A 19,671-nucleotide genomic window follows, 5' to 3' on the forward strand; every position below is an offset into this window, starting at 1 on the left:
TCATGCACATGAATCCCCGATACCCTCAGGCCCTGGCTTTGCTCTTTAGCGCAGGTCTGATGCTCTCCGGCCAGGCCCGCGCCGATGCCGAAATTACCTTCCATGGCACCCTCATCGAGCAGCCGCCCTGCGAAATCAGCGGGACCGCCGGAAAGGCCATCGAAGTGAACTTCGGCTCCGAGATGGTCACCCGCAAAGTCGACGGCGTGAACTTCCGGGAAAAAATCCCGTTCACGCTCGACTGCGCGAATGCCGTGAACCAGAAGCTACAGCTCACCCTTACCGGGGAAGCCGGCTATGCCGCCGGCCTGATTAAAACCGAAAAGGAAGGGCTGGGGATACGCCTGTACAACGACACCACCCGCATCACCCCGGGGGTGCCCCTGAACTTCACACCGGACACCATCCCCGTGCTGTATGCCGTTCCTGAAGCACAGGACAACACGACCCTCACCGGCGGTGATTTCACCGGGAAGGCGAACATGATTGTGGACTACCAGTGATGGCCCGGATAACGCTCAGACGATACCGCCAGCGCCTGCGGCACGTCACCCGCAGGTTACGAACCCTTCCGGCCCTGCTGGCCCTGGTCGCCGTCGCGGCGGGACTGTCGTCAGCTGAGGCAGAGGAGGTCGGCTTTAAGGGAACCCTGATTGAGCAGCCGCCCTGCGTGATTAACGACGGCGAACTTATCACCGTGGACTTCGGGAGTGAGGTAATGACCACCCGTATCGACGGGAAGCAGTACACCGAAACCGCCGCCTTCAGCCTCGACTGCTCGGCCGCTGTCGGCAGTGCCCCCCTGAAGCTGCGCGTTGCCGGCACAAAAGCCGGGTTCGCTGACGTGCTGGATGGCGGGATACCGGGCCTGGGCATTGCCCTGTCCCTGGACGGCCAGGCGCTGAAGCCCAACGACTGGCAGACCTTCAGCAGCACCGTGAAGCCACTCATTCAGGCGGTCCCGGTGAAGCAGGAGGGCGTCGTTCCGGAGGGCGGGAACTTCAGCGTCCTCGCCTCCCTGGAAATGGAGTATCAGTGATGAACCACAGTGATGAGCTTCACATCCCCCGTCGCGGGAGCCGCGCGCCATGTCGCCGCGACCTGCTGACACTGGGACTCTGGTCGGCCCTGTTCCTCAGTGTGCTGGCCGGGATTGCGGCCCTGAGTCCGGCCCGGGCAGATGACGGGCCGGGCAGGGAGAACCTGGAGCTGAAGGGAACCCTGATTACGCCGCCGCCGTGCACGCTGAACGGGGACAACACCCTGGAGGTGCACTTCGGTGACCGCCTGGGCATCAAAAAGGTGGCCAGCGGGATATACCGTCAGCCGGTGAACCCGGGACTGAGCTGTGAGCCGGGAGTGTCCTCCTGGCAGCTGACCCTGAGCTGGAGCGGCACGCCGGCGGACTTTGACGGGGCGGATAACGCCACGGTGGTCTCGGCGCAGCAGGCGGCCCTGGGAGTGAAGCTGTATGCGGACGGTCAGCCGCTGGCGCTGAACGAGAAGCTGGCCATCAGCGCGTCGGCGATGCCGGACCTGGAGGCGGTGCTGGTTCAGGCTCCGGATGCGGAGCTGGAAGACGGGCCGTTCACCGCCCGGGGCACCTTCCGCGCCGAGTATCAGTAGGGCCGGAATGGACGGCATTTCTGAATCCTGCCGCATCGCGGCCTGGCAGTGGCTGCATCGCCGGCGCCGGAACGCGCCGCACAACGCGGATATCTGGCATCTGCGCCACCATGCGCACCGGTTACTGCCGGTGATATGGCAGCAGGTGCAGGACAGGACGTACCGGCTCAGCCCCATGCAGCAGGTCAGCCCGGCAGGCCCCGGGCGGGAAAGTGACAGCCTGATGATGTGGTCCGCCGCGGATGCCCTGGTGCTGAAGTGGGTGGCCCTGACGGTGGCACCGGACCTGCAGATCCATCCCGGCTGCCTGCACCTGCAGGGTGGGGCCCACCGCGCGGTCAGGAAGGTGGCAGCGCAGCTGGCCACCGGGCGCTGGCGGTTCGTGTATCGCACGGACATCAGGGGTTACTACCGGCATATCAGGAAAGCCATGGCCTGGCGGGTCTGGCAGGAAAACACCACCGACCCGGCGTGCCTGAGCCTGATACGGCAGTACCTGGCTTACAGTACTGAGCAGGGCGGCGTGATACGGACTCCCGGGTCTGGTATACCCCGGGGCTGTGCGCTCAGTCCGCAGACCGGAGCCATCCTGCTCCGCCATATGGACCGGTTCTTCAGTGAACGACCGGCCCTGTTTTATGTGAGGTATATGGATGACGTTTTAATCCTGACACAAACGCGCTGGCCCCTCAGACGGGCCATCGCGGACCTGAATAACTTTCTGAACCTGGAGGGCTTTGAACGCCATCCGGATAAAACGCAGGCCGGGAGGCTGGAGCGGGGGTTCGACTGGTGCGGCGTGCAGTTCACCGCCGGTCAGGCGCCGCGCATCAGCGACCGGTCATTACACATGCACCGTGCGCGGTGCCGGCGGCTTGATGAGCAGCTCAGGGCGAGAGGGATGTCAGAGACTGGCATTGCTGCCCGGGTGTCGGCATACCGCGCCCGGTGGACAATATGGGCTGACAGCGTTCTGCGCGCAGCGAAAGGATGATCAAATGCAACTGACAAGAACATTGTTGATATCATGCTACCTAACCGTAGCTCTGTGGACTGCCACGAGCATAGCGGAGCAGGCATCACTGCCCTACGTGTCGTCCATTCGCTCCGTGTACCGGGTCGCTCGCCTCGACGTCGCCCAGGAGTGGCACACTACAGGGGGCAAAACCACAAGACCGATCGACGCGGCCGAACTGGACACAACTTGCGCTGAGCTCATCAAGTCCACGCCGACTACAACGAACAATGGTAAGTGCTATCTGGCTATAGTGGCGCCGTCAACTGACTCGAACGGGAACGAACGCTACGAAATGCTCCTAAATAGATACGAACTGTGGCCCACGTTCACTGTGCGCGACGCTCTCAAACACTTCAACCCGACCGGAGTAACAAGCAATATAAACCCCGGTGTAAACGGGTATGTATACCGTGAAGGGAGGGGGTGTATGGCTCTTACAACCAATGCCCCTCGTGCGCGTATGCCTGAAGGGTCGTCAGCAGGCGGCCTCAGCCCGCTAGTGCCAGAACTCAATGGGCTCTTATCGGGAACCTGTGTAGGCGTGACACCACAAGAAGAATGGTGTGCAATGGAAACCCGGGAGGCCGAGTTTAACTTCGGAACACTTAACATCTCATCCTGGAGCGGGCAGCGTTTAACCAAAGCTATAAATGTTCAATGTACAGGGTCCGTGAAATATCAATTGCGGACGGGGTCGGGAGCCAGATCAATCTCCTTAAGTAATGGCGGGCTCGCCAAGCTGGATGTTGATGGGGGATGGGGACAAACCGTCCAGGGTGTTGCGGGGACAAACACACACACCCTGGGGGTGGAATTAACAGAGCCGCCGTTAACAAGCGGGCCATATAACGGCAGCGAAGTGATCAGCGTGTCCTATCCATAGGCAAAATCTGACGCCTGTGACAGGGCTCATCTGCCCAAAACCAAGTCTATAGCCAAGACATCGGGGCTGAACGGGAACGCGAATAGCGCAGTGTGCTGGATATCACAAGACTAAATAGCTGCGCCAAATACCGCTACACTTTTGCCAGCCCATGTTTAACCCCGGGGAATGGGCTGGCCGTTTCCTTGACACTCCCCTCCCTAAAGGAAGGGGATTCTTGTTTCGCGGAGTCGAACCTAAGCCGCGTTAATGTCACGGTCATGGTCTGCACCGCATTCAAGGCAGAGCCATTTCTCCAAGCCTTGCGGCAATGCTTTATAGATATACCCGCACCAAAGGTAACGCTTTGAGGAAGGATAAAAAAAGCGGTCAATTCTGACGACGTTACGCCCCGCCCATTCGCCTTTTTATTCAAGCTGGCGCACAAACTCAACCCAGCTCGCGTCTGCTATCGCTTTGGCTCGTTTTGGGTTGCGGATCATATTCTTCACTGCAAGGGATTCAGCGCAAACTTCACCATGGCTTTAAAGTATCGCAAACCCAGGAAGGGACTCTGTTCCTCAAACTACCACAATAAAATATAAGAAGAGAAAGTGTAGCTAATGATATAACTAATTGAATACAAAGTGTAAAATTAACGTATTTAACATAATCTTTGTTATGCGCATCAATTTTGTGGTAGCCAAATTGAGATGTCCGTCTCGGGGTTGCGGATGTTTTCCTGGACTGTTATGTGTGATCCCAAGATGCTGCCGGTACTTCACTGGGCTCATTGCTCCTAATGATAACTTGATACGCTTCTCGTTATATCAGCGTATGTGCTCGTAACGAGAGAGGAGAAACCTAGTGTTATGGGGTACTACACATTGTCCGAGAGCTGCTTCGAAAAAGAGTATCTTCCGAGCAAAACTCAACAAAAGCGGGTGCCTTATAAAAACGTTCCGAGTGTTACCCTGGGTCGTCTGGCAATTGATAAAAGTGTTCAACGACAGGATTATGGAGATGCGCTTGTTACACATGCCATGAAGGTTGTGTATCAGGCGTCCCAGGCGGTAGGCATACACGGTAGGTTCGTTGAGGCACTGAAGGATAACGCAAGAAAATTCTACCTGGGATTGAGCTTCGTACAGCTCAGGGATACAAATAGTAACGCCCTATTCTGTCCGACTAAATCGATAGAAGAATTATTCGCTGCAAAAGACAAATAGATATATACGCATTGATAATTACAGTCCCTCTATGGTTAGGACAGAAGCCGTCTGGGAGGAGAAAAACTACCCGGTATTAGTCCCGGCTTTTTTGCGCATAAAAAACCCGCCGAAGCGGGTCTGGAAGCAACAGCACCCCGGGATATTACGGGTACGTCACCATGAGCACGCCCTGGCCCTGGAAGGCCCCGGAGCCGGACGGAGCACCCTGCAGGGTTGCAGTCAGGGTATGCGAATTGGTCCCATACGTACCGTTGTAGACCTGTCCCCACGTTCCGTCCAGTGCCAGTTCCGCGGTGCCCCCATTGCTAAGGGGGATAACGTTTGTGTCCGTGCCTCGGAGGGATACCATGTACTTGGCCGCCCCGGTGCAGCGAACGTGAATCGGAGAGCTCTTGGCTCGATTAGTTGGGTTTTCAAGGATGACGGTTATTCGGGTTTGTAAAAACAGTCAGACTGGGCTGACCACAACTTATGGTAACAAAGAATGAAATTTAACTAGGACCAGCGTAACTGGAGGAGCAACGAGGGGTTTGACTCAGGCAATCCCTGCCAGCCCAGTTTCAAGACATTTGTCATGCTACTGAATGGTTCCGCGCCTGTTTCTGAATGGTTCATGCTTATACAACTAGCTTTCGCGAAGTGTAGATTATAGATAGAGAAAAGCCACCTTTTAGGTGGCTTTTCCGGTACTAACTTTAGCGCTCAGGTCCGAAGAAGTCTGAGCATTGATGTGAAAGCACTAAGCTAATTTGACGTATACGTCAACCGTAATAAGATAGAAGAAAATTACGGAGCCTTGTATGAACCTGGAAGACTACATCTCAGAATAACGGCTAAAGATCTACGAAAGTATCTTAAAGCTCAAAGAAGAAGAAACGGTTGATGCATATAACTGGAACAAAGCAGTAAGTAGTTCCATGCCCCCCCTGATGCACTGTCTTGAAGTGACTCGCAGGAACAGTATTGATTACCGCATCCGACATAACCCCCCCCTGGCGCAGCAACAATTGGAGGGCCGGCACTGTATCGAACCGATAAAAACTGGATTTTCGATCTGTTCCGCTATCAGTATGTTGAAGGCCGTCAATGGTATGATGCTGGATATGCTTGCCGCTATTGCCCGAAAAGACTACGAGGACAGGCGACGTCGCCTGTCTGAAGGAATCAGTAAAGCGAAAGCGGAAGGAAAATACCGGGGCATGGTGGCTGATGCGCAGAAACATGAACTGATACGCACTCTGCGTCTGGTCAACGGAAAATCGCTGCGGGAAACAGCCCGTCTGGCTGGAGTGTCAAAAATGACAGTGATACGCGTCTGCAGCAGTTCTGAAGATAAGGAAGCTTAATCCCCGGACCAGCCCCCGATGAAACTCAGGTTCCAGAACTCCAGCTCCGGTATAATAACTTCCAATGGACTTCAAAACCCTATTATAAACGCGCTCAATACGTTGAGCTTCACCAGTACGACTAGGCAGAGTGGACACACAACGGCCTGCGGGACTTTTAGCGTATGCCCCGTATACCCTCGCCCAATCGGGCGGGGATATAAGGGGAGCTAATCAGAGGTTTTCTGCGAGGCAACATAAGCTTTCAATTTAACGTAGGATATTTTCCGTTTTCCAGGCGGACCCCGGTTTCGGCGGAAATGCCGGAATATTGTTTTCAGCATTCCGCGCCGCTGCATCCCAGAACCACCATCCCTGAGTGCCGTATTTGTCGTTATACAGCGCAATTTTATCATCCCGTCGCGCTATATATTCAGGCGTTCTCATGCCAAAAACTTCCATCGGAAGCGCGCGTTCTCCGCCCGTATCCGTCAGCCAGAAATCAGGCAATGTGTCGTCATCGGTATCAAAACGCAGGGGTTTCACAAAACTGCGTTGCTGTTCGCAAAGGCGAGTTTCAATAATCTCCTCATACCCTGAGTCTACGGGAATAAATCGCGGTGATACGCGCATCAGCGCAATGCCGATAACATCCGCTTCATTGACGGGGATAACGCGTCCACCTCGTTGTTCGAAATGCAGCCTCGGGGTTTCAGTCTCGATAATCGCGACCACTTTATGACCGGCCCTCCAGGCATTCAGCTCGGTCTGAAAACTTCGCTCGCAGGCCCTGTGAACGGAAGGTGAAACCTTCAACGCGGGGAAGCCGTAGGGGCTGGAAAGGCGCAGCTGCCCGGCCTGCATCTCAGCATAGCCTTCAGTGGCATCGCGCTTAAGCTGTGCGACAGCGACCATACGCCTGTTATTCTGAATAGCACTGCGCACCCGCTCCTGATTTTTCTGTCTCTGCACGCTGTTCCTGGCCGCACTGACGAGAAGCACGTCAGATAATCTGACACCACCTGCCAGTATGTTACCTGCCGCCCTGCTGACTCTGCCGGCGACCCAGAGAGCCGTTCTCGGCCTGTTCACGACGTACTCTGGTCTCCAGGTATTGATTTCAGCCTGCTGCCAGATAAAGTTGACCAGCCCGAGAAGGCTCATCGAGGACTTTGCCTTACCTGTACGCGGATGTCGTGCCGGGTTGACGTTCTGCGCGGACGCGTCGCCGGGCTCCTTTCGTGAAAGGCCGACCGGAAGCGTGATGCAGAAAAGACCGTCATCGTTGACGGTAACAACGCCGGATGAATAGGCTTTAGCTGACGATTTATCTGGCCAGATAGACCAGAACCGGCAGTCATGCCGGTGCTGTCCGCCGGTAAATTGCCAGGCAGACACATAGAATTTATCCGTATCGGTCCGGTACCGGACCACCAGTCTGCGAAGCGAGTTGTCCTCGTTCTGCCCCTTACACAGGCATATTACGCGAGCTTCAGCCCTGTTGCTCCGGGCATCCCGTAAGGCATCACGCCATTCAGCATTGTTATCCGACTGCCTCTGTTCGCCAAACCAGCCGCCACCTGATACCAGACCCGTAACGTGAACGGTGTAGACTTTTCCTTTGGCCATACATACTCCCTGCCTGGATTTTGCTTTTACACGACGTACTGCCAGACGCTTTTTGGGATACGGTCGTACAAACGATTCATTACCAGTTCAGCCAGCCGGTGATCGGCTGCCCCCCAGAAAACTGCCAGCTCAGCATCACTTAGCTCGTAGTATTTCTTCTCGATGATTTTCTCAAGAGATTCTCGCTCGGTTATTCGGCGTAGTTTGTAAAGCCAGTCTTTTTTTGTCATTTTCATATTGTTTCGCGCAACGATAGATACAGTCGTCAGCCGACGTTCCTGGCAATAAGTTGCCAGTTATCGTCTTTACTGACCGCCTCCCAGCCACAGCTTCTGAGCAATGCGTTCAGTCCTTCCATTTGCCCGCCAATTCTTACCGCGACAGGCTGTAGCTGGCTTCCGTCACTACTGAAACCGGCATCAAGGGCGCTTTTGAGCACAAAAATGCTGTTAACGCCTGGGTTAAGCCTGACCTGGTGCCGCCCGCTCCATTGCTTATCGTCCATTACGTGATACACCCAGTCGTGCTGAGTGGCCAGTTCGAGAGCATAGGTCAGACGGAAAAGGTCGTTCTGCTCACGCAGCTCTCCGGTGCAGGAGCGCCAGAGATAATCAAGCTTGTTGCGTAAACGCGCCCTGACTCCCTGAGTTCTCCCCTGGTTCATTATCCAGTCGATATCCGCAGCGACTTCGCGTGAAAACCGGCGCTGTTTTTTAGCCTGAGCGAACCAGCGCGTTATAAACAGGTTTTCCTGCGATTCAGAACTGACAGTACCTTCCTGTCGTGCGGAATGAAGAGCTATCAGGGCACACCAGGCAAGATGCCCTGTTTTATCCGTGTCTCTCATAAGAAAATTGCCGGCAGAGTTAATGATTCCAATATTATAACCCGTATGGCTTAACGTCTCACCGGCAGATATTCTGATTAAACCCGCGTGATTTCAGCAAATTCAGGCGTACTCAGGATGTCAGTAATTTTTGACAGTGCATCCATAACTTCCGCTTTATCACAGGCCGTCAGCAAATCCATTGCCAGGATTTCAAGGCGGGAAGTGCTGGTCATCTGTCCCAGAATGCCGGCATGAATGGCGAGCGTCTGGCGCCCTAATTTTGATGGTTTAGCCCCGTCATCGATAAACAGGGACAGTATAGCCTGCTGAGCATCGTCTTCGAGCCTGGAGTAATCGCGCTCGCGCAACACTTTTAACGAGTAATTGAGCGTTTTTTCCATTGTTTCTATATCCATAACCACCTCATATTATTAATTTTTCATCATACCTCGCACTATTAAGCCATATATACACAAAGGGTAAACGACCCAAAGGCATCTTCAATTTCGTGATGCCCGAAGGGCATGGGAGCGAAGCGATACAACCGCGCAGTATTGCGCGGGGTTTTTCTTTTCCGGCTCCGTGGCGAGTGAGGCACTTTAGTGAAGTCAGCTGATAAAGGACAGATACGGTAGCCCCCCCCTCCTTCCTGCCAGACCAAACCCCGCTTTCAGCAACACAGAACCTTCAGTGCGCGGTCGGAGTGGTCACAACAAGGCGTAGCCGCAGTTGTGGCGTATCTCCGCGTTAGCGGCCCGTCAGGGGCGCTTACGAGCGTGTACTCAAATCTTACAGCAGTACTACTGACAGCAATAAAGAAATCTAGTTACAACATCCATTATTAAAAGCGATGGTGTTCCGGGCCTTCGGCCCGGGCGCGCTCGCTTTTCAGTGGTGGGTCCCGGCTCAGGTGTTGCCGCTGTGCACGTTCTTTGCTGGTTGAGAGGGGCTTTTGGCTTCAGGCCTGCTCTGCGGGTTTCCTGAATGGCATTTAGAGTGTTGTAACTAATGAAACGGTGGGGCCCGTCGCGTAGCGGTGGGAGGTGCTTCTGATTTTTATGCCCGTTATCCACAGAATTTATCCAAAGATAAACAATGTATTTTTATGAATAACAATGGGGTTTATGAATATTTTGCAGATGTGGCAGGGCTTATATGCAGATGATTGGTACCTCTCCTTTGCAGAAGTTAGTGGATAACGTTGAAAAGGTGGGATCAGGGATGAAATCAGCGCAAAAATGATGACAGGAAGACGGAAAAAAGAGGGAGGCTAGCGTGAAAACAGGCTGGGGTTGTGCAAAAAACAGGCTGCGCCGTGCTACAGACGTGCGAAATCCGCCGCCGTCAGGCGGTGAATGAAAACTGGGGGATTAATTTGGTGGGGCGTTTATCGGGTCGGCAGAGCCCAGGTCAACAAGCTCCATCTGCCAGAGGTTGTTCCGGACGAGTTTATTGAACTGCTCGCTGGTGAGTAAGTGGATACGCTCACCAAGCTGCCGGCGAAGTCTTTCTGCCACCTCGCGTTTACGACCATCAAACGGTATTGCAGCCAGCTTTTTCCTCTGCTGACTCTTTGCCGCGTTGTTTCTGCGTTTGATAATGGTTGCCTGCCGGCAGTTAGCGTGCCAGATTTTACGGGCATCAGTGAGAGGTGTGCCGTTCAATTTTATTTCCTGCTCGTGCCGGATTTTTTCCACATCGACACCTGTCAGACGCCAGAAAACGTCGGTCAGCATGACGTGTTTGGGAAAGCGGGTTCCATCCTTTACATCAAACTCGCTGGGGTCGGCATAAAGCACACCGCACGAAATTAAAAACATCACCATCCTGCTGATGCGGCTGACTGTTACCGCAGTCTCCGGAATCACCTCCCCGTTCTCGTCCTTCGGGCTCAGATCCTCTGCTATTCCGCTGAGATTAACCGTCATTATGCCGGTTGCGAAGTCTGTTTTGCAAAGAAGCAGGATGGCCATCACGTCCATGAGGTTGCACACGACAGCTTTTATACGCTGCTTTCGGCCCAGTTTTGCAAGAACAAAACTAAAGTACGGGTCGCAGGAGATACGTCTGCGGATCTCCATTTCGCCGGTGTCGCGGTTTTTACCACACAGGTTGTTCAGAGCACGCCCGTACTCCCCGGGCAATTTTTTATGTTCCGGGTCACGGAAAAACACGGGATTTGGGCACTTACAGGCAGTAGAGTGTGTACCGCGAATGCGCTTTGTTTTTTTCTTCGTAAAAGACGAGTTCGCGGAAATATTTTTCGCTGAATAAGCTAGATTCGGTAGACGAATCTGTTCATCAGAGGGGGCGCCATCCCACCTGGCTTGTGATTTGTTCTGCTCAGCCACGCCTTCCTGCGCTTATGTTGCACGGAAGGAGTAGTAACGGCCGCAGCGGAGGGTATTGAACTTTCCAGGGCATAAATCTATACTCCCTGCATAGAGCAACAGCTTCTATACAGTTTTAAGTGGCCCCGTTAATCTTATCGTCCCGCCAAGAATGAGAAGATTATCGGGGTTTTCCTTTTCTGATTACGGGTAGACACCCCTTCAGAACCAGTTCCCTGCCACCTTACGGCGTGGCCAGCCTTCAAAATTCTTTATACGAACAGCAATTTAGCACTCAAACATTGTTCAATCAAGAACGTGACTACTCACTTAATAATTCGCGAGCAATGAGTTGTTCTATCGCTTCTGCCTGAGTTAACCCATTTTCCTGACAATATTCATCCAGTTTATCCTTGTGAGAGTTACGGATGAACACATTTATCGGTTTGTGGGTCTCCCTTTTACGGGTCACCGATCGCATTTTTCTCTCACTGTCACTGAGAGGCGAACCTTTTCGGTAAGCTCGTTTTGCTGAGGAAGTTTCTACATTAGCGGCCTGTGACATCTCTTCCTCCTCAAGGTTCTAAAAAAGGATCATTTTGTAGAGATTACTACAGCTTACGCTAATGGGCGACTTCTTATTTCGGGGGACCTTATGCCTGTTGGCGCAGGCGCGGGTCTTCAGATTCTAACAACACAGATAAATTTGTCGTTTCGGTTCAGTTCGTTAGCTTTTTTCGACAGAAATGCTTTCGTTTCCCGCCTCATGTATCGCTAAATGTCCGGAAACCTGGCTTATCAGCGTCGTGGGATCGCGGTCACGGATCAGCGGTATACCCGCCTGCCGCAGCACCTCTTCCAGCAGGATTTCCCGCCGGACCCTCCGCGGCTGCAAGTGTGACGCATCATCCAGCTCAACCGCCGCCACTATCCGGAAGCTCTCCCGCTCCACGATCACGACATCGCAGTGCCACTGAGATGCCATCCGGAACAACTGCCACCAGGTGGCGGAATGTTCCCGGATATCCGGCGTGATACGCACAATATCTGCCACCCTGACCTGAGGACACAACCGCCAGCGGCGCTCGTCCACTTTCTGCGAAAGACGACGGAGAAAATGTTGCTCTCTCGCCGTCATCAGCGTTTCAGCCGACTCCCAGACCTGTCGCTTACAAAGCAGATGCTCTGCAGGCTTGGGCTTGATCCCGTTCAGTCTGAGAGCCGCCAGTACGGGATGACCACGGCCTTTGACGGCCCGCACGAGCCGGACAATCGCGATTTCCAGACCAAACACCACAACCGACAACACCACAAATACCGCCATGACGGACATATCCATAACCACTCACTCCCTTAAACATTCCTGCCCGGAACGTTCAGGTTGAGGCGGAGCGCAGCAACGCGAGCACCGAACACCCTGAACGCGACGGGGAGGCATTACTCTCCGAACGTCTTCTCCAGGCTGTGCTCCTGTTCAGGAACCCATTCCCGCTCCTGCTGCTGCAGACGATGTGTCACATCACGCCCTGATTTACCGCCCAGCTCAGCGGCCACCTGCTCGATGGCCTGCTGCATTTTGTGGTCAGCAATATCCACATGAACATCAGGGGTCTGCTTTTCCCCGGGGACTATATTTACCAGATCTGATTTCTGTATGAATCCGAAAAGTGGGTCCTGTTGAAGTTCCTGAGCAATCTGAAATACGGCATGGTCTGAATCTGTGTTACCCGTCACATTCCTCTCAGGGAAAAGGGGAAGCGGCTCCTCTTCCGTGACCGGTGGCACCACGGGCTCACTCTCCTCAACCCGCCCTCCCGTCAGACGCTGCGCATTCAGCAGCGACTCATCGCCTTCCAGGCGAATGATCACCCCGCTCTCCGGGTTCTCACGCGCCAGTTGCAGCGCCTGTGCAAAGTCGTCCGCCTGCAGCGTTTCGCCGTTCCGGCTGGACTGCAGACCCGCAAACCGCGCGTCTTCTGCCCCCATCAGCCGGTGCTCATCGCCCAGCTGCAGACGACGGCCCTCGTCGCTCAGGCGAATTTCCGTCAGCAGCACGCCACGCTCCTTGCCGTACTGGTTCCAGACGGGCAGTGCCATGTGTGGCACAGGGTATTTCTTCCCGGGCGCAATAAAGCTGGCCATCGTCTCTCCCGCCAGCTGTGCGGTATTCAGTACCTGACGACCGAGGCCGGTTTTCTCCAGTGACACCGCGTTCTCAAGCAGCCAGCTGGCTGTACCTGCTCTAACATCACCCTGCTGATGCAGCATGTCATATGCTGTCAGGCGCTTCTCTGCACCTTCAATCCGCTTCACCCAGCCCGCCGTATCGTCGGTATAGGTCTGCATATGCGTCACCGCGCGTGACAATGTCACGTACCAGGACTCCATCGAGGCCATCATCTTGCGTCCGCCCTCGATGCCGGCGAGACCGATAACGAGCTTAGCGCTGGCACCCTGAGAGCCGTTGACCGTGACGGCATAGGCCAGGTCAATATGCCGGTCGGCATCCTCCACAGCCGGATACAGCAGTTTTTCCTGCCCGTCGCGCCCAAAGCGGATACCCCCCTTCTCGGCGAACCCCGCCACCGTCCAGACATCGTTGGCCACGTAGCCCCGGTCCGTGTCGGTGCGGTTGAACAACACCTTATCCCCCTCGCTGACGGCAAGCGTTCGGGTTTCATAGACGGAAATGTCCTGTGCGGTGTTCTCCTGGGGTGAAATCATGATTTCATGACCGTCCCGGTCGCGAAAATACACAATACCGCTCTTCGTATCGGCACCGGTGATGGTGTAGTACTGCTGGTTAAGCATTGCCGTCTTGCCGGTATACTGCGCAAAACCGTCAGCCGAGCGCAGCGTATTGTCCGGTACCCGCACGGGAGACAGCACGGACAGATGACGCTCCTCCTGCCCGATATCACCGTCTTCCCGGCGGGCCTGGTGGATACCTTCATTAATGGCGCGGCGGTCGGCGTTCAGCGGCGCCACAACCAGCGTCTGCTCCTGAGCGTCACGGGTACGTCCGCGCCAGTCCGCGATAATGGCGTCAATGGCACTGGCGGGTGCATTCTTATCCGTCTCCGCGGCTTCGGCAGATATCTCTTTTACCGTTCCGTCTTCAGGCTTTTCACGCTTAAACTCCATCACTGACTGCTCAGGCACCCAGGCGCCGGTCTTTCGCGGCACCATTGCCGGAGAGACGGCCTCCACACGTTCAAGGGACTCAGTGACCCTGCCGGCAATCACGCTCTCGACTGCAGGGCGCAGCTCGGGGGTCTGGCGAACAATCTCCTGCATGATAGCCACGTCGGCGGCGCTGCGCTGCTGCATCAGGCGGAACGGCGTGCCCGCCGCAATCGGCTGCAGCTGCGCTTCATCCCCGCTCGATACCATACGACCGTGACTGGCGGCGACAACCTGATGCAGTTCGGCCATGTCACGGTTGCCAATCATCGAGCTTTCATCGGTGAGGAACAGGGTGTTGCTGAAATCGGGCTTCTCATCGCTGAGCAGCGCCTGTCGGTGTTCGCTGAGAAAGCTGGCCAGCGTCTGCGCCGGAACGCCCGCATCGCGCATCTCTTTCACGGCGCGGTGGGTCGGGCCCAGGCCGATAACGAACGGGCGCTTGTCCTCCGGTAGCGTACCAATCGCCCTCATCACCGCCCTATACTGGGTGGTCTTACCCACGCCCGCATAGCCCTGCACGCCCAGGAAACGGTCCTTACTTTCCAGTATCAGCTTCGTCGCCGCCGTCTGCCCCTGCGTCAGCCCCTTCAGCACACCGGCAGGCACCGCTTCCATCAGCGGTGATACAGCATCTTTCCCCTCCGCAATGGTCCGGATAATGGTTTTCTCCATCTCATACGCCACGCGCGGAACCAGCACATCGGTACCGGCGCCCGACACCACTGGCAGGTGAATGAGGTCCCCGCTTTCCGTCTGGCGCTGTATTTCCGCGCTGACGTCCGCAAACGGTACGCCCGATGACAAAGCACGTGACAGCAGGTCCACGCGGGACATCTGGATTTTACCGTTCTGCGCCAGCGGCACGGCCAGGCTGACAGCCTGTTCAGCCGGCGACATCAGCTGCTCGCGTCGGGCCTCTACCGCACCGGATAAGTCTGCAGCATCAACAGAATCCATGACCCGTTCGCTCGCCAGGCGCACGACCGGACTGGCCAGCACGCGCTTCTCTGCCCGCGACCGCTCAAGGGGAGTAAAGACATGAATATCGCTGCCGCTGCGCGACAGCCGGGTGAGTGAATCTGCCGTCAGCCGCTGTCCGGGCAGCAGGGCCAGCACCTGACGGTCGGCGCTCACGCTGCTGCCCACGCTCTCCACATAGTCGTGTGACAGCTTCAGCGCGCGGGAAGTGTCCAGCTCCACGCTGCGCTCGCCGGACTGCAGAACCAGTTTGCCCTCGTCGGTGGACTGCACGGTATAACGCTCACCGGCTTTAATACTGCCCTTCGCTTCGCGCCCCAGGGTACGCAGCTCATCCCCCTGCGCCACATCGAGGGTTTTCGCCCTGAACAGGCTCCAGCTGCCATCCAGTTTGCTGATTTTCTGCACCAGACGCTCACCGGCCTCAGAAACCAGCACCAGGGAGTTGGTTTTGTCCGCCACGCGGTCGATGCTGTAGCGGGTCATCTCACGCTTCTCACTGCTCCACTGCTCCATCACCATGCCCGGGCGGTAGTTATCGCGCTGGCGGCGGGTTTTGCTGTCCAGCCATACCGGCTCAATAACGCTGAGCTTCGTATCCACCGCACCAATCTCACCGGCATCGCGGCGCGCTTCCCGGATGGCGTCGGTCAGCGTCTTCTGCTCCACGGGACCGTCAACCTGCGCCACCACGTCCCGGCCATTCCGCCCGGCCTCCACATACAGCCGGGCCACCTCACCGAAACGCGTCCGTTTATCCGGCTCGCTGACCAGCGTCACTTCCGGCTGCTTACCGCCGTAGAAGCGGTACTGCGGCACGTCACTCTCCTTCAGTACGGACAGGGCATTGCCGGTACCGGCGCGGTTCTGCGCGTCCATAAACACCACCTGCGCGTTCGCGGCCTGCCCTTTTTCCAGCACCAGAAGCGTCTCTTTCAGCGTCAGCTTTTCGGCCTGCTCGACAATCAGCGTGCTGTGCGCCGGAATTACCGTATCCGCGTTCAGGCCCGTGCGGTGCATCAGGCGCCCTTCCAGCAACGCATCCTGTTCCAGAAACGCACCGCTGCGCCGGTCAGAGGCCAGCACTATCACCTCACGCCCCTGCTCACGCGCCATCTGCGCCACGTCGGCGATGCGCTCACGCTGCGCAAGGGCGCCGCCCTTTCCGGACATCAGCGCCAGCGGGCTGCGGTCCTGCCCCAGCACCGAAACCGCATCGCCGGCAATATCCGTACGCGCCACGCTGCGGTCGGGAAATACTTCCGTGCGCTGCTCGCGCACCATCGTCTGCGCCAGCTGCTGCACGCTGAGTTCATTGAGGAGATGAATATCGGAGGTGAATATGCCCTTTTCACGGTCAAGGGGGATAAGGCGCTGCTGTTCGATGGCCTGATCAATACCCGCGCGCGCCTGCTCAAACACGCCAGGCAAAGACGGTAGCCGGTTAACTGTGCCGGACAGCAGCTCTGACATGGTGAACTGAACCTTTTTGTCCGACAGCGCCGAAACGGCCTCGCTCACGGCGAGGGCCACATCAGAGTCCCGTTCCGGCACCTCCGTGACTACTCCAGGTTGTCCGGCACTTACAGCGGCGTGGGCTACATAATCCTTCATATCAAAATCCCGCTTTTGCAGGCGGGTTTCCCAGCTCTTAACCAGTAGCTCCGCGTCAGCCCAGCTTTTTGGCTTACGGGTATCCAGCGCCGCCAAGTCCAGCGATTTAGCAGAAGCGTCCGGACCGGCTGCCTCCCGAATAGCCGTACTGCGGGAGGAAAACTCCTCCGTAGGGACATCCTTCAGGTCCCATAATCCATGGGGCCCCGCCTCTACCGTCTCGTAGCCCATCTGTGAAATATCATCGCGAAGAACGGTACGGTAAATATTACCAATCGCTATTTTGTTGCCATAAACGGCCTCACTGAACCCGGTTTTGAGCTTCGGGTCGCTCGCCAGTGACCGCCATTTCCCCTCTGTGAAGGTGGCATTCAGCACCAGGGCGTGCGTGTGGATTTGCGGCTCAAGATCTCTTGATGTGTCATGGTTAAACAGGGCCGCCACCATCGTTCCGGTGGAGACAGTCTCTGTCTTTCCGTTCTCCGTAAGGCGCGCCGTCACCAGACTTTCTACTTCCCGCATGGTGATTTCCACCGCGCGGTTATGTGCATCCAGCAGCTTCTTGTCACCCCCAATCAGAATGGCCATCGAGACGCCCTTTGGCGCAGAGAACGTCAGATCGTAGCCTGCCCGGTGCGTATTTTTATCACCGGACATGCGTGTCAGATCGGAGCCGTCCGGGAGTTTTCCCGCCATGACTGCATCCAGCGTGGTGGCATCCACGCGGCCTTCAAGACCGAGCTTCTCCGCCCCTTTCCCCAGCCAGCGGTCGTCCAGCGCACCGCTGACATAGTAGTTATCCTCTTTGCCGTAATACCCGGCATCGCCCTTAATCGGTGAAACAGACAACATCAGACGTACTCCCATTCTTTATCGCCGTGCTCCTGAGGGTGGTTGATATTCACCTCCTCACGACGAACCTGCTCCTGTGTGTTGCCGGTCTGCTGCGCCCACGCTTCATAGGCGGCAAAATCAATGATTTCACCGTCTTCGCTCATGCCTGCCGGCACAGGGTGTTCCTGCTCCAGCTCCTGCTGGGTTCCGCCACCCGCGCCCCCTGTCACAGCAGAGGCAGTAACGGTCGATTCATCAGACTGGCTCGCAGAGGTTGCCGCAGCAGTCACGGCCACCGCAGGCTTCACGTCAGGTACGGGGACAGCGGGTTCAGCAGGCAGGCTGGTCGCCTCTGTAACGGCCGCAGGTGTTTCACCCGGGCTGAACAGGGCATCCATCTGGCGGCGGTGTGCGTCATCGCGGGTGTCGATCTCGGTTTCGATGTCCTGATCGAGACTGGTTTTCAGATCGCGCATCAGCAGTGCCTCAGCCCGTTTTGGCATGCCCTGGTACTTCATGTTCAGGCGCACCACGGGATAGTCGCCAGGCAGCGTGACGAAGCACTCCAGATCGTTGAGCGACTGCACGTCGGAGTAGCTGACGATGTTGATACGCTCTTCATCCTTGCCAAACGAGATACCGTCACGCACCTGCTCATGACCGAAGCTGGTCTGCTCACTGAAGGTTTTGCGGCGGGTTTCACCAATATCCTCTTCCACGAACTTCGCCACCTTCGCGGACGGCGAGCGGAAGAAAAACTTGGTGTTCAGCAGGTCGAACATTCCTTCCGCCGCTTTGGGACCGTAGGTCTCTTCCAGCTGTGCATAGGACTGGAAGCCCAGCACAAAGCAGCCGCCGAACTTACGCGCTTCCGCGATGATGCGCGGCAGGGTGGGAAGCTTGTGCAGCGAGGGGAGTTCGTCATAGAAAAACCAGACACGACGCTCGCGGTTCTCCCCCATCGCCAGCAGACTGGTTGCCGCGATGCTGAGCCACATTGAGATCAGCGGTTTAAGGGATTCGTGGTGCTCTTCATCTGAGGTGATAAACAGCCAGCCGTTGTTGCTCTTGTCCGCCTGCCCCTTCATCCAGTCCCGGATAGTGAATTTTTCTCGCCCCGGTTTATCGATGCCCTGCAGATAGCGCAGCGATTTCACATAGTTGGTGAGCACGCTTCGGATTGAGATGGCGGTCTTCTCGATTTTGCCGTCAACGAGCGTGGATGCCGGCGTTCCGGCCAGGTGCGCGCGCAGCTTATCGAGCGTGATGGCCAGCATGGTGCGCAGAAAGGAGTTGTAGGAACGGTCTTTGTCGCCGCGCATACGTTCGGCACCTTCAGCAAAGATGGTGCGGGCACTGCCCTGCCAGAACGGATCTTCCCCGGAACTGGAGGGTATCAGCGTGGAACTGACGTTCTCAAGCTCAGGCAGCGTGCGGCATTCCTCCCACATGTCCCAGTTGGGGCAGCGCTCGTCGAGAGCGTTGAGGACCTTGTCGCGGCTTTCATCGTAGAAGTCTTCAATGAAGGTGCAGCCCTTGTCGTAGATGATGACCAGGTCGCCGCGCTCGCGCAGGCGGCGCAGGATTTTGCGCATCAGCGTCGATTTACCGGAGCCGACGGTTCCGTGCATGGCGAAGTTCTGGATTTCCGCATCCTTCTTTAGCGCCAGGGCATCAATGCGAATATCGGACGCTTCACCGCGCTTTTTCATCAGCCGGGTCACGTCTTTCGGGTCGTCATTCAGAACGCGGCCGCCGATGACCTCATCCTCACTTTGTTTTCGCCCGGTCTGGCCGAGATACCAGTAAATAGCGAATGTTACCAAAAAGGCGACAAATAGCGTGGCACAGCCTGCAATCGCCAGTTCCTGCTTCAGCAGCTGGCCGCAATAGGTGGTATAAGCATCACTCAGTACCTGGTCGGGCGTATAACGAAATGAATCCTTGTAATACCGGATGGTGAAAACCTCTTTCGTGCCGGAGTTTTTCATGAACGGTGAAATCAGCTTTGCTGCAAAATAGATAATACCGTTCATCAGGTTCTGCAGTGAAATACGAATAAATAAAATGGCCATCATCAGCAGGGCGCTGAACATAATGACGTAATACGAAATGATATTATTTATCTGCAGGAACATTTTCAGGCGCATAAAAGACACCTGTCCACCCTGCGTTAAATCGCGTGGATTGAAGCTCATAGAAGACCTG

Annotated in this window: 14 protein-coding genes and 4 pseudogenes; 6 read left to right on the top strand and 12 right to left on the bottom strand. The window is 56.0% G+C overall.

Going from position 1 to position 19,671, the window contains the following annotated elements; all coding sequences use genetic code 11:
• Positions 1-2 precede the first annotated feature (2 nt).
• Genes DAI21_RS22760 through DAI21_RS22775 form a run of 4 tightly spaced genes read left to right on the top strand, consistent with a single transcriptional unit; the run spans position 3 to position 2,620 of the window.
• The gene (locus tag DAI21_RS22760; RefSeq protein WP_159075457.1) at positions 3-503 is read left to right on the top strand and encodes a fimbrial protein; all 501 of its coding nucleotides are present in this window, start codon (positions 3-5) and stop codon (positions 501-503) included.
• Positions 503-1,039: a fimbrial protein gene (locus DAI21_RS22765; protein ID WP_107704383.1), complete on the top strand. Its 537-nt coding sequence runs from the start codon at positions 503-505 to the stop codon at positions 1,037-1,039. The genes DAI21_RS22760 and DAI21_RS22765 overlap by 1 nt, the downstream gene beginning before the upstream one ends.
• A complete protein-coding gene (locus tag DAI21_RS22770; protein ID WP_107704384.1) occupies positions 1,039-1,626 on the top strand; it encodes a fimbrial protein in 588 nt (195 codons plus the stop codon). Before DAI21_RS22765 ends, DAI21_RS22770 begins: the two co-directional genes overlap by 1 nt.
• Before the next feature lie 7 nt (positions 1,627-1,633).
• Positions 1,634-2,620: a reverse transcriptase domain-containing protein gene (locus DAI21_RS22775; RefSeq protein ID WP_107704385.1), complete on the top strand. Its 987-nt coding sequence runs from the start codon at positions 1,634-1,636 to the stop codon at positions 2,618-2,620.
• A gap of 1,146 nt (positions 2,621-3,766) precedes the next feature.
• Here the strand turns inward: DAI21_RS22775 and DAI21_RS23365 are convergent.
• Positions 3,767-4,039: pseudogene (locus DAI21_RS23365) on the bottom strand (zinc ribbon domain-containing protein); the annotation flags it as partial.
• A 222-nt stretch (positions 4,040-4,261) separates the two neighbouring features.
• A pseudogene (locus DAI21_RS23135) lies at positions 4,262-4,336 on the bottom strand (IS3 family transposase); the annotation flags it as partial.
• 6 nt (positions 4,337-4,342) lie between these two features.
• Here DAI21_RS23135 and DAI21_RS23370 point away from each other — a divergent pair.
• Both DAI21_RS23370 and DAI21_RS22805 read left to right on the top strand, forming a co-directional pair.
• Positions 4,343-4,735, top strand: a pseudogene (locus DAI21_RS23370) (N-acetyltransferase); the annotation flags it as partial.
• Between the two features lie 1,070 nt (positions 4,736-5,805).
• Positions 5,806-6,084, top strand: a pseudogene (locus DAI21_RS22805) (serine recombinase); the annotation flags it as partial.
• 249 nt (positions 6,085-6,333) lie between these two features.
• On the opposite strand, the gene DAI21_RS22810 reads toward DAI21_RS22805, so the two are convergent.
• From DAI21_RS22810 to traD, 10 genes are all read right to left on the bottom strand, one after another.
• A complete protein-coding gene (locus DAI21_RS22810; RefSeq protein ID WP_107704388.1) occupies positions 6,334-7,692 on the bottom strand; it encodes a DUF1173 family protein in 1,359 nt (452 codons plus the stop codon).
• Between the two features lie 26 nt (positions 7,693-7,718).
• The gene (hha, locus tag DAI21_RS22815; protein WP_107704414.1) at positions 7,719-7,922 is read right to left on the bottom strand and encodes a hemolysin expression modulator Hha; all 204 of its coding nucleotides are present in this window, start codon (positions 7,920-7,922) and stop codon (positions 7,719-7,721) included.
• A 35-nt stretch (positions 7,923-7,957) separates the two neighbouring features.
• Positions 7,958-8,539, bottom strand: coding sequence for a DUF2913 family protein (locus DAI21_RS22820; protein WP_107704389.1), 582 nt, complete (start codon positions 8,537-8,539; stop codon positions 7,958-7,960).
• Between the two features lie 77 nt (positions 8,540-8,616).
• Positions 8,617-8,922 carry a hypothetical protein gene (locus tag DAI21_RS22825; protein ID WP_107704390.1) on the bottom strand — a complete coding sequence of 102 codons (306 nt, stop codon included), beginning with the start codon at positions 8,920-8,922 and terminating at the stop codon, positions 8,617-8,619.
• Positions 8,923-9,891: 969 nt separating this feature from the next.
• Positions 9,892-10,872 carry a plasmid replication initiator RepA gene (repA, locus tag DAI21_RS22835; RefSeq protein WP_107704391.1) on the bottom strand — a complete coding sequence of 327 codons (981 nt, stop codon included), beginning with the start codon at positions 10,870-10,872 and terminating at the stop codon, positions 9,892-9,894.
• Complete coding sequence (locus DAI21_RS23580; RefSeq protein WP_107704392.1) at positions 10,865-10,945, bottom strand: hypothetical protein; 81 nt, start codon at positions 10,943-10,945, stop codon at positions 10,865-10,867. The genes repA (DAI21_RS22835) and DAI21_RS23580 overlap by 8 nt, the downstream gene beginning before the upstream one ends.
• Before the next feature lie 228 nt (positions 10,946-11,173).
• Positions 11,174-11,416: a replication regulatory protein RepA gene (repA, locus tag DAI21_RS22845; protein ID WP_107704393.1), complete on the bottom strand. Its 243-nt coding sequence runs from the start codon at positions 11,414-11,416 to the stop codon at positions 11,174-11,176.
• 162 nt (positions 11,417-11,578) lie between these two features.
• Positions 11,579-12,184 carry a DUF2726 domain-containing protein gene (locus DAI21_RS22850; protein WP_107704415.1) on the bottom strand — a complete coding sequence of 202 codons (606 nt, stop codon included), beginning with the start codon at positions 12,182-12,184 and terminating at the stop codon, positions 11,579-11,581.
• Between the two features lie 104 nt (positions 12,185-12,288).
• Positions 12,289-17,481 (bottom strand): conjugative transfer relaxase/helicase TraI, encoded by a 5,193-nt coding sequence (traI, locus tag DAI21_RS22855; protein WP_107704394.1) that lies wholly within the window; start codon positions 17,479-17,481, stop codon positions 12,289-12,291.
• A complete protein-coding gene (gene traD / locus DAI21_RS22860) occupies positions 17,481-19,661 on the bottom strand; it encodes a type IV conjugative transfer system coupling protein TraD (RefSeq protein ID WP_107704395.1) in 2,181 nt (726 codons plus the stop codon). The genes traI and traD overlap by 1 nt, the downstream gene beginning before the upstream one ends.
• Between the last annotated feature and the right edge of the window lie 10 nt (positions 19,662-19,671).

Origin of the sequence: Lelliottia sp. WB101 (assembly GCF_003051885.1) — a bacterium.
Classification (GTDB): Bacteria; Pseudomonadota; Gammaproteobacteria; order Enterobacterales; family Enterobacteriaceae; genus Enterobacter; species Enterobacter nimipressuralis.